General features: G+C 37.6%; 11 protein-coding genes and 1 pseudogene. 8 read left to right on the top strand and 4 right to left on the bottom strand.

Translation table 11 applies throughout. The features are described from left to right. Window positions 1-50 precede the first annotated feature (50 nt). Complete coding sequence (locus MLC44_RS00860) at window positions 51-263, bottom strand: topoisomerase DNA-binding C4 zinc finger domain-containing protein (protein ID WP_434658899.1); 213 nt, start codon at window positions 261-263, stop codon at window positions 51-53. Between the two features lie 35 nt (window positions 264-298). Further along, window positions 299-2,281, bottom strand: a pseudogene (locus MLC44_RS00865) (DNA topoisomerase); the annotation flags it as partial. Window positions 2,282-2,499: 218 nt separating this feature from the next. Between MLC44_RS00865 and MLC44_RS00870 the strand changes: the two are divergent. Then, window positions 2,500-3,717: a flagellin gene (locus MLC44_RS00870; RefSeq protein ID WP_434658036.1), complete on the top strand. Its 1,218-nt coding sequence runs from the start codon at window positions 2,500-2,502 to the stop codon at window positions 3,715-3,717. Between the two features lie 20 nt (window positions 3,718-3,737). Here the strand turns inward: MLC44_RS00870 and MLC44_RS00875 are convergent, their stop codons facing one another. Then, window positions 3,738-5,750 (bottom strand): 6-hydroxymethylpterin diphosphokinase MptE-like protein, encoded by a 2,013-nt coding sequence (locus tag MLC44_RS00875; RefSeq protein WP_434658039.1) that lies wholly within the window; start codon window positions 5,748-5,750, stop codon window positions 3,738-3,740. A 74-nt stretch (window positions 5,751-5,824) separates the two neighbouring features. Between MLC44_RS00875 and MLC44_RS00880 the strand changes: the two genes are divergently transcribed. From MLC44_RS00880 to MLC44_RS00910, 7 genes are read left to right on the top strand one after another with little or no spacing between them, the layout of a single operon-like run. Beyond that, window positions 5,825-7,012, top strand: coding sequence for a UDP-N-acetylglucosamine 4,6-dehydratase (locus MLC44_RS00880; RefSeq protein WP_151901329.1), 1,188 nt, complete (start codon window positions 5,825-5,827; stop codon window positions 7,010-7,012). Beyond that, the gene (locus MLC44_RS00885; RefSeq protein ID WP_434658042.1) at window positions 7,012-8,148 is read left to right on the top strand and encodes a LegC family aminotransferase; all 1,137 of its coding nucleotides are present in this window, start codon (window positions 7,012-7,014) and stop codon (window positions 8,146-8,148) included. The genes MLC44_RS00880 and MLC44_RS00885 overlap by 1 nt, the downstream gene beginning before the upstream one ends. Next, complete coding sequence (locus MLC44_RS00890; protein ID WP_434658044.1) at window positions 8,145-8,720, top strand: acetyltransferase; 576 nt, start codon at window positions 8,145-8,147, stop codon at window positions 8,718-8,720. Before MLC44_RS00885 ends, MLC44_RS00890 begins: the two co-directional genes overlap by 4 nt. Further along, a complete protein-coding gene (gene neuB, locus MLC44_RS00895) occupies window positions 8,717-9,715 on the top strand; it encodes an N-acetylneuraminate synthase (RefSeq protein WP_151901326.1) in 999 nt (332 codons plus the stop codon). The genes MLC44_RS00890 and neuB overlap by 4 nt, the downstream gene beginning before the upstream one ends. Next, entirely contained in the window at window positions 9,712-10,875 is a 1,164-nt protein-coding gene (gene neuC / locus MLC44_RS00900) for a UDP-N-acetylglucosamine 2-epimerase (RefSeq protein ID WP_434658047.1), read from the top strand. The genes neuB and neuC overlap by 4 nt, the downstream gene beginning before the upstream one ends. Then, a complete protein-coding gene (locus tag MLC44_RS00905) occupies window positions 10,872-11,918 on the top strand; it encodes a nucleotidyltransferase family protein (protein WP_434658050.1) in 1,047 nt (348 codons plus the stop codon). Before neuC ends, MLC44_RS00905 begins: the two co-directional genes overlap by 4 nt. Further along, complete coding sequence (locus tag MLC44_RS00910) at window positions 11,918-12,607, top strand: cytidylyltransferase domain-containing protein (protein WP_434658052.1); 690 nt, start codon at window positions 11,918-11,920, stop codon at window positions 12,605-12,607. The genes MLC44_RS00905 and MLC44_RS00910 overlap by 1 nt, the downstream gene beginning before the upstream one ends. On the opposite strand, the gene fliD is transcribed toward MLC44_RS00910, so the two are convergent. Continuing rightward, window positions 12,604-13,998, bottom strand: coding sequence for a flagellar filament capping protein FliD (gene fliD / locus MLC44_RS00915; protein ID WP_434658055.1), 1,395 nt, complete (start codon window positions 13,996-13,998; stop codon window positions 12,604-12,606). The genes MLC44_RS00910 and fliD overlap by 4 nt on opposite strands. Between the last annotated feature and the right edge of the window lie 28 nt (window positions 13,999-14,026).

Raw genomic sequence — 14,026 nt, forward strand, 5'->3', positions numbered from 1 at the left:
TTCCGAGGGTATTGCGGAATCGGTACTTTAGTGCCGACTGAGTAGGGATTTTAAGCCTTGTCTATCTCTTCTCTTGGTGTACGCGCTTTACACTTCACACATTCGTACACCTCTTTATTTCTGTAGGTACGAGGCGCAAGTACACCTGTGCATCCTTTTTCTTTACATTTAATGGTTGTCGGCTCAAACTTTGAGATAAATTTACACTCAGGATAGTTTTCACAGCCCCAAAAAGGGCCTCTGCGAGAGTTTTTCAGGCTGATTTTTCCGCCGCAGTCAGGACAAGGAGTTTCACTCACTTTCTCTTCGACATTAATACTTTTTGTATTTTTGCATTCAGGGTAGTTTGAACATGCAAGAAATTTTCCGTTACGGCCATTCTTTTCTATCATATCCGCACCGCATTTGTCACACTTTTCATCGGCAGTTGTCTCTTTTTTCTCAACAGGATTGCCCTCTTCGTCACACTGCTCTGTATATTTGCATTTTGGAAAACCGGAGCATGCGATGAAGTTTCCAAAACGTCCGCTTCTCAGAAGCAGTTCATGTTCGCCGCATTTAGGGCAGGTGCGCCCAAGCGGTTTGGCAAGTTTGAGCGAGACAATGTTCTCTTTTCCTGCTTCTATCTGCTTCATGAATTTTTCATAAAACTCAAGGAGCAGTTTCTGCCAGTCCACTTTGCCTTCGGCGATTTCATCGAGTTCTTCTTCCATTTCAGCCGTAAAGTTGATATCAACGATATTTGGAAAGTTTTTCTCCAGAATCTCTGTCACGGTAAAAGCGATTTCTGTTGGGATAATCTGCTTTTTTTCTATGGTCACATAGGTACGGTTGGAGAGTGTCGCAATTGTCGGGGCATAGGTCGATGGACGCCCGACGCCTTCTGATTCGAGTTTTTTAATCAGACTTGCTTCAGAGTAACGTGATGGCGGTTCTGTGAAGTGCTGCTCGGGTTTTACACTCTGAATTTCAGCTTTGTCACCCTCTTTTAAAGTAGGTAAAAGTTTGTCTTTGTCTTCTGCTCCTGTGACCGCATAAAAACCGTCAAAAATGAGCTTTCGTCCGCTTGCACGGAATTCATTTTCATTGCCTTTAAAGATAATGCTTTGCTGCTCAAAGAGCGCATCTTCCATCTGACATGCCATAAAACGCTCATATATGAGGCGGTAGAGTTTGATTTCGTCGGCTTTTAAAAACTTTTGTGCCACTTCGGGTGTAAACTGCAGCATAGTCGGGCGGATGGCCTCGTGTGCCTCCTGTGCGCCTTTTGATTTTTTCGTATAAACCTTTGGTTCTTTCGGCAGGTATTTCTTGCCGTAACGGCTCTCAATGATGCCTCGACTGCACCCACGGCTTCTTGTGCAAGGTTGAGGGAATCGGTTCTCATATAGGTAATGACCCCTGAAGTACCGTCTGGTGTTTTGACACCTTCATACAGAGTCTGGGCGACCATCATGGTTTTTTTCGGGGTAAATCCGAGTTTGCTTGAAGCAGCCTGTTGCAGGGTTGAGGTCATAAACGGCGGCGGCGTGGCACTTTTTCGCTGTTTTGTCTCAATTTTTGCAATTTTGAAGTCATCATTTTTGACACTTTGGGTAATTGCCTCTGCCTGTTCTTTGTTCTCTATGGAGAGTTTGGAGATTTTTTGCTCTTTGTGTTTGATAAGATTGGCTTCGATATTTGGCTTGAAAAGAGTGTCAATAGTCCAGTATTCCTGAGGAACAAAGGCTTTGATTTCGCGTTCACGGTCAACAACGAGTTTAAGTGTCGAGCTTTGCACACGCCCGCCACTTAAGCCTTTTTGAATTTTAGAAGCAAGCAGAGGCGAGAGCTTGTAGCCTACAATACGATCAAGAAGACGACGGGCCTGTTGGGCATTGACCATGTCCATGTCTATTTTTCTTGCATTCTCAAGTGCATGCTTGATGGCTGTTTTTGTAATCTCATGAAAGACAATACGCGGGAGTGTTTCGGGGTCTTTTTTGATAGCATGGGCAATATGCCACCCAATTGCTTCTCCCTCGCGGTCCTCATCGGTCGCGATGTAAATTGTGTCGGCTTTTTTGGCTTTTTCTTTTATCTCTTTGACAGTTGGCGCATTTTCTTTGGCGACAGAGTATTTGGGAATGATTTTATGAGTTTCTTCATCAATTGTAATTCCAAAACGGGATTTTGGCAAATCCCGGATGTGTCCTTTTGAGGCAATGACATCATAGTTTTTGCCTAAAAAGTTCTTGATAGTACGGGCTTTTGCGGGTGATTCGACGATTATTAAGTTCAAATAGTTTTCCTATATATAGTATAGTGATTTGGTTTTTGGTTTTGGAAGTGTAGCGAAAAAGAATAAAATAAGGAAATATTTTTAAATTTATAAAATTTGCAAAAAAAATTAAAGTTATTTTTTTGACTGACGATATTGTTACAGTCTCAAGGCAAGGATGCCTTTTAGAGAACAAAAAATACAAAGAGCGAAAGCTCTTCCATAGAAAAGGATTTATTATGGGTTTTAGAATTAACACAAACGTTGCGGCAATGAATGCACACCGTAACTCGGTAGAAACAAACAAAGGTTTAGACAAAAGCTTAAATGCGCTTTCTTCAGGTCTAAGAATCAACAAAGCGGCTGATGATGCTTCTGGTATGGCGATTGCGAACTCTCTTCGTCAACAAGCACAAGGACTTGGTCAAGCTATCAACAATGCAAATGATGGTATCGGTGTTGCTCAAACTGCTGATGGTGCACTTGAAGAGTACACAAAAATTATTGATACTGTAAGAACGAAATCTATTCAGGCTGCATCTGATGGTCAAACACTTGATACTCGTAAAAAAATTCAAGCGGATATCGACAGACTTTTAGAAGAAGCACAAAACATTGCTTCGACAACTTCGTTTAATGGTCAAACACTTCTAAATGGTGCATACCAAAACAAATCTTTCCACATTGGTGCGTACTCAGGTGAGACTGTAAAACTCTCAATTGCCGATACACAAACTTCACAGGTTGCTGAGTTTGCACTTGCTGAGACAAGTGTAGGTTTTTCAAGACTGAGTGGTGCTGCAAACAGTGCTGGTGGATCTGCTTCACTTTCTGTTACAGTTGTAAATGCTGATGGTACTACTGCTACAGTTTCTACATCTACTATCTCTTTTGCTTCTGGTGCAGATTTGTCAGGTTATGAGATAGCGCAGGCTGTTGTAGATAAATTTAACCAACAGGCACAAATTGAAGGCGCTGATGTAAGAGCTTCAATCGTTGAAGCAACAGGCTCAACTGTGGATAAACCAGAATACGGGATTCGTATAGATTCTGCGGGTGATTTAACTGGTATGACACTTGGTGATGGTGTCAATGATGGAAATAGTGCTGCAATTACGACAGCAGCAGCTGCTGGTCTTGACAATAACCTCTCAACTATTGATGTTACAACAAGAAGAGATGCAGAAAAAGCGATTACAATTGCTAGTTATGCATTGAAAGATATAGATAAAACTCGTTCAGATATTGGTTCGGTTCAAAATCAACTTGAGTCAACTGTGCGTAATATATCTGTAACACAGGTAAACGTGACAGCTGCGGAATCTCAGATTCGTGATGTTGACTTTGCTGCAGAGAGTGCAAACTTCTCTAAACTCAACATCTTGGCACAATCTGGTTCATATGCTATGAGTCAGGCAAATGCTGTTCAACAAAACGTTTTAAGATTGCTTCAGTAGTTTTTATAAATTCTCAAGCTTTATGCTTGGGAATTTTCTTTTTCCAGCACTTTGAGTGCATGTAAATCTTTTTCATAGGTCTCTATAATCTTTTTAACATTTTTTACAAAAATAGCATGAAATTTTTTTGTGAATTTTTTTGGGTTTTTTAACTCTTTTGTATTAAAAAAATCATCTGCATAAGGTGTAGTATTCATATAATATATGGTCATTAAATCTCTGAGCTCAAAGATGCACTCGTGATTACACATCGCACTTACCATGTCTATAAGATTGAGTTTAAACATTAAACTGTCACTGTGAGGAGCATTTTTAAATGTTTCAAGAAGGGCCAAGTAATCTTTAATCTGTCCAATACGGCAGTAGATACCATCTATTTCATTTTGATCAAGTTCTATTGTAGATAAAGTGTCAAAATATTTTTTCATTTCTTTTCTTAAAAGTATTTTGTTTTGTTTTTGTGGTAACGTTACATCTTTAAGAGGGGCTGGGATTGTCTGATCAAGTTTACATCCATCTGAAAGATTGTAGATAGTTTGCATGGGTGCTTTGTACTTTCGTGTAAAGTAGTTAATAACAGGGATGGAAAGCATAAACAAAGGAGTAGAATTAACCTTTTCTTTGAAGTTGCCTGTTATTTGCAGGACAGCATCGCCAAGGTGAAAATCTTGATTTTCTTTTGTTTGTATTTTCTTATTTTCGATGGAGCGTGCCTTAAAATGATCAGGCGTATGGGATAACCCATCATCACTAAGTGCCAAGTCTATCCCTAAAAGATAAATTTCCGGTGCATTAAAGATAAGTGCAAATGCATGGATAGAGTCTCCCACGCTAGAAACTGTTAAGGTGCTACGGGAGAGTTTGTATTTTGTTCTATCCTCATGCAGATAAATGTTTTCTTTTTTGAAGTGCTCAAACAGTTCACCAGAAACAGAAGCGCTAAAAAAGAGGAGAGTATCATCCAAAAAGCTTAAATCGCCCAAATTTTTAAGCATTTCATGTGTTGTATATACATTTTCATCAATTTGAACAGCAATATCTGGAGTGACACCGACACGTTTAAGTGTATTGAGTGCTGTAAAAGCAGCGACAATTATAAATCTGTCTTGATTGTCTTTTACCCATTGTGCATTTTTATAAAGAGAGGGTCCTGCTCCTAAAACAAGCCATGCCTTTTCTTGAAATATTGTATCACTTTCTCTTTTGCGCAAATCAAGAAATTTATATTCTGCATTGATTCTGTCCAAAACTTTTCTGTTTTTTTCTAAAAGACGATTATGAGAATAAGTTGCTTCTGGTCGGGAGATAAGAATAGCTTGAATCTCTCGAATCTTTGCTTCATATGTAGAGGAAAAAAGATGAAACTTTATGAATTGGTTTTTGAAAAAAGCATTGGTATAAAAACCATTAAAACATTCTCTAAATCTACCTGCATTATCAGCAATTGAAAAAAAACTTGTTGTATCCATAAGTGCCTGTTTATAATCAATTGTAAAAAGAGAAAGGCGAAAAAGTTCCAGATTGTCTTCTACTATAAGCACTACTTGAAAATCATATTTTTCGATAGCTTTTGGAATATGTAACCCAAGACCCACTCCTAAAAATATAAACTTGTCAAGTTCTTTCATATGACTGGAGTCGTTAATATTTTTATGATAAAGTTCATATATTTCTGCTGTAGTTGCAAAGTTCGTATAGGCATTTGCATTTTTTATTGTCTCAAAAGAAGCTTTTTCAAAGTTTATTTTTCGTAAACTTCTAAAGCTTTGGTCATTCTTTTTTAAGTTGATATTGTCTACAATTTTTTGTGAGAACTCCTGAGAATTCGTATTGTATAGTTTTGCACCGCTTGAAAGTTCTACAACATCAAAATAGCCATTTTCATATACAAGATCATATTTGGCAGAGAGTTTTCCGTTATTGAGCAAACTTTCTAAAGCTAGAATTTTATTAGAAACTTTTTCATTATATTCTTTAAAAAACTCAATATTTTTTTGATAATTTTTAATAGCCTGCTCTTCTATATTTTGCATAAATATCCTTTCATGCGTATTGTAAGCATAAAATATACCAAAATTAATGGTATGAAAGTTGCTAATTGATACGTATGGATATTTTAAAACTAATAGGCAGGGAAAAAGCATTATTTGATGATGACATACAAACATACAAAAATGACTTAGACAAAATTGTAAGTGATGCGAAATTTTTGGTGCTTGGCGGAGCAGGAAGTATTGGGAGTGCTGTTGTAAAAGAAATTTTTTCTCGTAATCCAAAAAAGCTGCACGTTGTTGATATTTCGGAAAATAATTTGACTGAATTGGTTCGTGACATTAGAAGCTCATTTGGTTATATAGAAGGAGAATTTGCGACTTACGCACTCGATATCGGTTCAATAGAGTACGATGCTTTTATTGCACAGGATGGAAAATATGACTATGTACTTAATCTTTCAGCACTCAAACATGTACGCAGTGAAAAAGATTCCTTTACTTTAATGCGGATGATTGAAACCAATATTTTCAATACTGACAAAACTTTACAACATTCTATTGAACACGGAGTAAAAAAATACTTCTGTGTTTCAACTGATAAAGCTGCAAATCCTGTCAATATGATGGGGGCGAGCAAGCGAATTATGGAGATGTATGTGCATAGAAAATCACAACAAATCAATGTCTCTATGGCACGTTTTGCCAATGTTGCTTTTAGTGATGGTTCTCTTTTGCACTCTTTTAATATGCGTCTTGAAAAACAGCAACCCCTTGTAGCGCCGGATGATATAAAACGCTACTTTGTCACACCGAAAGAGAGTGGTGAGTTATGCCTGATGAGTGCTGTCTTTGGGGAGAACCGTGATATTTTCTTCCCAAAACTCTCAGAATCGCTACACCTTGTTTCTTTTGCAGATATTGCTGTAAAATACTTATATGTAAAGGGATATGAGCCTTACATCTGCAAAAGTGAAGAGGAAGCAAGAACTCTGGCAAAAATACTTCCAGAAGAGGGAAAATGGCCTTGCCTTTTTACAAAAAGTGATACCACAGGTGAGAAAGATTTTGAAGAGTTTTTTACTGAAAATGAAGTGTTGGATGTAGAGAGGTATGAAAATATTGGCATCATCAAAAACAAGCTTGATTTTGATGAGAATGCACTCAATGCATTCAGCCAAAAGATTGAAGATTTTAAAAAAAATCTGCAATGGAGTAAAGAGGAGATAGTTGCAGAGTTTTTTAAACTTCTCCCAAACTTTGAGTATGAAGATAAGCAGAAATATTTAGACGGAAAAATGTGATGCAAAAAATTGTAAACTTTATTCAGAACCTCTACAATACAACAGATTTCATCCCCCTGCATGAACCACGATTTCGAGGGAATGAAAAAAAATATCTAAATGAATGTATCGACTCTACTTTTGTCTCATCTGTCGGAAAGTTTGTTAATAGATTTGAAGAGGAGTTTGCCTCTTATGTGGGAAGCAAATACGCCATAGCTACAGTCAATGGCACAAGTGCTTTACATGTAAGTCTCCTTCTTGCTGATGTCAAAGCGGGAGATGAAGTGATCACCCAGCCCCTCACTTTTGTCGCTACATGTAATGCCATAAAATATTGCCAAGCAGAGCCTGTTTTTGTAGATGTTGGGCTTGATACCTTGGGGATGAGCCCTGATGCTTTGGAGTCATTTTTAAAGAAGAACTGCGAAGTTCAAAATGGTGTCTGCCTCAATACTGCTACAAACAAAACTATCAAAGCTGTCGTACCGATGCACACCTTTGGGCATCCTTGCAAAATTGATACAATCGCAGAGATTTGTAAGGCGTGGCACCTTACACTCATAGAAGATGCTGCGGAGTCTTTGGGGAGTTTTTACAAAGGTAGGCACACAGGAACTTTTGGAAAAAGTGCTGTGTTTAGTTTCAATGGCAACAAAATCATTACAAGTGGCGGAGGCGGTGTCATCATCACCGATGATGAAGAACTTGCAAAAAGAGCTAAACATCTCACAACCACAGCAAAACTCCCTCACCCTTATGAATACGAACACAACACCATCGCCTATAACTACCGTCTGCCAAACCTTAATGCAGCCCTTTTAGTTGCACAGATGGAACAACTTGAAACATTTTTACAAAATAAACGGTTTTTAAGTCAAGAATATATGCAGTTTTTTAAGCAGTTTGACGATATAGATTTTATTAAAGAGCCAAAAGATGCAAAAAGTAACTACTGGCTCAATGCCATAATATTAAAAGATAAAAAGCAAAGGGATACATATCTTAAGTATCTCAATGAAAATGGTGTGATGAGCCGGCCGATTTGGAGATTGATGAGTGAATTAGAGATGTTTCAAAATTGTCAAAATGATGGACTTCAAAACTCAAAATTTTTGAGTGAACGCATTATCAATATACCAAGTAGTGTGCTATGAAAAAAGAGATAATTTTACTCGGTGGTGGTGGGCATTGTAAGTCTGTTATCGATGTTATTGAGGCTGAAGGTCATTTTAAAATTGCAGGTATTATTGAGAAGTATGTAGGTGAGTCCAAGAGTGTTTTAGGGTATAAGCTTATCGGTACAGATGACGAATTAGAGAAGTTGCGCGAGCAATATGAATACGCTTTTGTCACCGTTGGACACATCAAGTCAAACACCGTACGCATCAAACTTTTTGAAAAACTCAAAAATTTAGGCTTTACCATTCCCATTATTATCTCCCCTTTTGCCTATGTATCCAAACACGCAAAAATAGAAGCTGGTACTGTTGTGATGCACCATACACTTATCAACGCGGGGGTGCGTGTGGGTGAAAATTGCATCATCAATTCCAAAGCACTTCTTGAGCATGACTGTACCATAGAAAATCATGTACATGTAAGTACAAATGCACTTCTTAATGGTGATGTACATGTAAAAGAACATAGTTTTATAGGGAGTGGCACTGTTGTGAAACAGGGTTATAGAGTAGAGGGATTTGTCAAAATGGGGAGTGTTGTGAAATGAATGTTTTTATCATCGCAGAAGCGGGAGTCAATCACAACGGTTCTTTGGAGTTGGCAAAAAAACTCATCGATGTAGCGAGCAGTGCCGGTGCTGATGCTATAAAATTTCAAACTTTTAAGGCAGAAAAGCTTGTCAGCCGTGATGCAAAAAAAGCACAGTATCAACAAGAAAATATGCAAGAGACAGATGACTCTCAGTACAATATGCTTAAAAAACTTGAACTCGATGTAGACGCACACCATCAACTCATTAATTATGCAAAAAGTAAAAATATTATGTTTCTCTCCACCCCTTTTGATAATGAAAGCATAGAGATGCTTAATGATTTGGGATTGAAAATATTTAAAATACCAAGCGGAGAGATTACAAATCTACCATATTTACGCCAGATTGGCAAACTCTCAAAAGAGGTAATTCTCTCTAGCGGTATGGCAAGTATGCGAGAAATAGAGGATGCTTTAAATGTTTTAACAAAAGCAGGTACACCAAAGCAAAAGATTACGGTACTACATGCAAATACAATGTATCCAACCCCAATGGAGGATGTAAATTTAAGAGCAATGCCAATAATTGGTAAAAGGTTTGATGTGGCATATGGCTATAGTGACCATACACTTGGAATTGAGGTGGATATTGCCGCTGTTGCAATGGGAGCGAGTGTAATAGAAAAGCACTTTACCCTTGATAAGAGTATGGAGGGACCTGACCATAAAGCTTCGTTGGAGCCAAATGAACTCAAAGCCATGGTCACAGCTATAAGAAATATTGAAACAGCACTTGGAAGCAGTGAAAAAAAACCAAGCAAAAGTGAAACACCAAACATAGAGGTTGCAAGAAAATCCATCGTAGCAGCAAGAGATATTAAAAAAGGAGAGATATTCAGCGAAAGAAATCTCACAACAAAACGCCCTGCCAAAGGAATAAGCCCTATGAAGTGGGATACAGTCATTGGAACTGTTGCACAAAAAGATTATGCAAAAGATGAGATGATATGAAACGAAAAATAGCTGTAGTCACTGCAACTCGTGCAGAATATGGACTCTTGAAACCACTGCTTAAAGAGATCGAGAATGATGATACTCTGCAACTACAGCTTATAGTAACTGGTACACATTTAGAGGAAAACTTTGGTAACACCTACAAAGAGATAGAGCAAGAATTTGATATTGATGCAAAGATTTCAATGGATTTATCTTGTGAGAGCGGGGAGTGTCTATCTTTGGCAATGGCACAACTACAAAAAGATATAACAGAAGTTTTGGTACAACTTTGCCCTGATATAATGGTTATTTTGGGAGATCGTTATGAGATGCTGAGTGTTGCTACTGCTTGTTTAATGTTGCATATTCCTCTAGCACATATTCATGGTGGAGAGCTTACACAAGGGGCAATTGATGATGCCATCCGCCATGCCATTACCAAACTCTCACATCTACACTTTACATCAACAGAGGTATACGCCAAAAGAGTTATACAAATGGGAGAAGAGCCAAGAAGAGTGTTTAATGTTGGTAGTTTAGGGGTACAAAGCATAAAGACTTTGCAGCTTTTAAATAAACAAGAGTTTGAAAAAAGTATTGGCTTCAAACTTGGCAAAAAAAATCTACTTGTAACCTATCATCCTCAAACACTCTCAGGGAAAATTCCAAAAGAGCAATTTAGTACACTTTTAGAAGCTTTAGAGAGTTTAAAAGAGACAAAAATCATCTTTACCAAAGCAAATGCTGATGAGGGCGGACAGATCATTAATGCAATGATAGATGCGTATGTAAAGAGTCATAAAAACAGCATTGTTTTTGCATCTCTTGGACAGCTTCGTTATTTTTCTGCCTTGGAGTTTGTTGATGGGGTGGTTGGCAATAGTTCAAGTGGAATTTTAGAGGTTCCAAGTTTTAAAATTCCAACACTCAATATTGGAGAGAGACAAGAGGGGCGGATTCAGGCAAAGAGTATTATAACTGTAGATATAGAGGCTAATGCCATTAGACAAGGGCTTGAGAAGATTTATGATCCCTCTTTTTTAGAGAGTCTCAAAAGAGTTAAGAACCCTTATGAGGGCAAAGAACCGAGTAAAAAGATAAAAGAGTGCCTAAAAACAGTAGAACTTGAACATATTTTAGAGAAAAAATTTTATGATGTAGGAGGTATGTTATGAGTACATATAAAGAGATTTTGTTACATAAAAATTCAACTATCCAAGAAGCACTCAAAGTGATAGACAAAGGTGCTATGCGTATTGCCATAGTACTTGGGGAAAATGAAAAAGTTGTAGGAACGCTTACTGATGGAGATATCCGCCGTGGGCTTTTAAATGGACTCTCTTTGGACTCTAGTATTGAAAATCTTTACTTTAAGGAACCAACGCTTGCAAATATAAATGATTCCAAAGAACTTATTATCCAAAAAGCGATTCGTAAGCAGATTTATCAGATTCCTATTGTTGATGATGAGGGAAAACTAGTAAAAATAGAAGAACTCTCAAATCTCTTAAAGACCAATGCAAAAACGAACAGAGTTATTTTAATGGCAGGAGGATTGGGTACACGTCTTCGTCCTCTCACGCAAGATGTGCCAAAACCTCTTTTAAAAGTTGGAAATAAACCGATTTTAGAGACCATCATTGAAAACTTTGCAAAGTACGGTTTTGTAAATATTACCATCAGTGTCAACTACAAAGCAGATATGATAAAAGAGTATTTTGGAGATGGAAGTGCTTTGGGTATCAATATTGATTACATCGAGGAGACAAAACGGCTGGGAACGGCGGGAGCGTTGAGCCTTATAAAAGATCGTCCTCAAGAACCGTTTTTTGTGATGAATGCAGACCTACTTACCAATGTTAATTTTGAGCATCTACTTGATTTTCACATGATGGAGCACTCGGTTGCAACAATGTGTGTAAGAGAGTATGATTATCAGGTTCCTTACGGAGTTATACAGACAGATGGTAGTCGTATAGTTTCTATAGAAGAGAAACCTGTGCACAAGTTTTTTGTCAATGCCGGTATTTATGTTCTTTCTCCTCAGGTCTTTGAATATATTCCAAAAAATGAGTTTTATGATATGCCCACACTCTTTGAAGATATCATCAAAGATGAGCTAAAATCAATCTCTTTTCCAATTCATGAGTATTGGCTTGACATCGGGCGTATGAGTGATTTTGAACAGGCTCAAAATGAGTACAGTGAGATATTCTAATGTTTCAATCCAAAAGATTTTTGGCTGTTATTCCCGCACGAGGTGGTTCAAAACGGCTTGAGCATAAAAATATTTTACCATTGGCGGGAAAGCCACTCATAGCATGGAGTATCGAGGCCGCTAAAAAGAGTAAATACATTGATGATGTAGTGGTGTCAAGTGATGATGAAGAGATACTAAACATTGCCAAAGAGTGTAGTGCGCAAGTACTTAAGCGTCCAAAAGAGCTTGCAAGTGATACAGCTACAACATTTGATACAATCAAACATACTATTGACAGTATACAAGAAAATTATGACTACATCATTTTGCTTCAGCCGACAAGTCCTTTGCGTGATGAACAGGATATTGATTCTGCTATAGAATACATGTTTAAGAAAAAAGCAGACGCAGTAGTATCTGTATGTGAAGTTGAACACTCTCCATTATGGAGTAACACGCTACCAAAAGATAGAAATATGAGCGGTTTTTTAAAAGAAGAACTGCTTAACAGAAGAAGCCAGGATATAGAAACTTACTATAGATTAAATGGAGCGATTTACATAGCAAGAACAAAGAAGTTTTTAGAGAACAAGGGCTTTTTTTTACAAGAGAAGATCTACGCCTATGTGATGGAGCAGAGTCACTCCATTGACATAGATACAAAGCTTGATTTTGATATTGCGAGTTCCATAATTTCTAAAATTTAGTTACTACTATTTGACTGATCTATCATCATCTGAAGTGATGAAAATGAAGCATTAAGCTGACTTATCATTGCATCATAAGCTATAAACTGTTGCGTCATAATATCATATCTAGTGTCTATGCTCGCTTGTGATCTTGCAAGAGAGTCAGCAAGGTTGTTTGCATCTTTTGTTAGTCCGTCATCAAAGTTACTGAGCAGTCCACCATATCCTGTGTACTGCTTTACTTTATCGTCCAGGCTTGTGAAGTAGCCTGTAACATCATTGCCATTTGCATCCACTCCACCTGTGAAGAATGTTTTTACACTATCCGGATCAGATTGAAGCTTACTCTCTAATACACTCGAATCAAAACTCATTACACCATATCTGTCAACTTCTATGCCGTAGTCCATTAAAGAGCCGTTAGAAGGACCAAAGCGACTAGTTACCGCATCACTCATGTCTTTTTTCAGCCCATTTACAAAACTATCACCTTGGAAAATACCAAGAGCACCTGTCTCGCTGTCATAAGCTGTCATATCTCTTAAGTTTGTCATCATTGTATTGTAGTTGTCAACAAACATCTGTACTTCATCAACAATGCTTTGCGTATCTTGATTAATTGTCACTGTAGAGAAATCACCTTCTTCTTTAAGAGTAATATTTACGCCTAAAATCAAATCATCTATTTCGTTTGTTGATCGTGTAGTAGTTATTCCATTATATTTAAATACAGCATCAGTACTATCTTGAATTTTTTGATACCCATCTGTCACCGTTGTATCAAAAAGTGCAGCGTCAAGTGAGCCTGTACCGTTTGTTCCATCATCTGTATCTGTAATTGTGATAGCTTGATCCGCACCAGTCTCTTTGGAAGATAGAACAAGGCTAAATTGTCCGGCACTTGTCTCTAATATAGACGCATCTATAGAGGTACCAGCTACATCAGTAATAGATTGTGCCAAATCTTCTAATGTTGTGGTCTCATCATAATTAATATTATAGGTTGTCCCATTGATATCAAGGTTTAAGACACCCGCAGCTGAAGCTATTGGTGATGTTTTACTGCTTAGTGCACCAAATTTTGTAATGTCTTTTTTTGCTAAGCTTACGGTCTCTAAAGTAAATGAATCAACATTGGCACCTGCCTCTACAGTTACTTCTGCAGCACCATTAACATTAACGGTCTTATTGTCAAAAAGTGTATCATTACTCAAAGCAAAAGTACTTCCCTTAAAAGTATTCATATATGATGAGAGAAGGTCATATGACTGCTGCTTCTGATCATTTGTCTCTATTTTTCTGTTGATAGGATCAATAATACGAGCCTCATCTGCTGCTTTTAATTGGTCAATTACATCAGATGTTAGTACGCCCGAACCAATTCCCAGTGAGCTAATATCTCCTGCCATAACAAATCCTTTTATTCTATAGTGTAAG

Origin of the sequence: Sulfurimonas sp. NW9 (assembly GCF_051132275.1) — a bacterium.
In the GTDB taxonomy this organism is placed as follows: domain Bacteria; phylum Campylobacterota; class Campylobacteria; order Campylobacterales; family Sulfurimonadaceae; genus Sulfurimonas; species Sulfurimonas hydrogeniphila.

Excerpts from the sequence above, each read along its gene's own strand:
- fliD (WP_434658055.1), bottom strand. The coding sequence starts at position 13,998 with ATGGCAGGAGATATTAGCTCACTGGGAATTGGTTCGGGCGTACTAACA.
- neuC (WP_434658047.1), top strand. The coding sequence starts at position 9,712 with ATGAAACGAAAAATAGCTGTAGTCACTGCAACTCGTGCAGAATATGGA.
- neuB (WP_151901326.1), top strand. The coding sequence starts at position 8,717 with ATGAATGTTTTTATCATCGCAGAAGCGGGAGTCAATCACAACGGTTCT.
- MLC44_RS00870 (WP_434658036.1), top strand. The coding sequence starts at position 2,500 with ATGGGTTTTAGAATTAACACAAACGTTGCGGCAATGAATGCACACCGT.
- MLC44_RS00885 (WP_434658042.1), top strand. The coding sequence starts at position 7,012 with ATGCAAAAAATTGTAAACTTTATTCAGAACCTCTACAATACAACAGAT.
- MLC44_RS00910 (WP_434658052.1), top strand. The coding sequence starts at position 11,918 with ATGTTTCAATCCAAAAGATTTTTGGCTGTTATTCCCGCACGAGGTGGT.
- MLC44_RS00875 (WP_434658039.1), bottom strand. The coding sequence starts at position 5,750 with ATGCAAAATATAGAAGAGCAGGCTATTAAAAATTATCAAAAAAATATT.
- MLC44_RS00880 (WP_151901329.1), top strand. The coding sequence starts at position 5,825 with ATGGATATTTTAAAACTAATAGGCAGGGAAAAAGCATTATTTGATGAT.
- MLC44_RS00890 (WP_434658044.1), top strand. The coding sequence starts at position 8,145 with ATGAAAAAAGAGATAATTTTACTCGGTGGTGGTGGGCATTGTAAGTCT.
- MLC44_RS00905 (WP_434658050.1), top strand. The coding sequence starts at position 10,872 with ATGAGTACATATAAAGAGATTTTGTTACATAAAAATTCAACTATCCAA.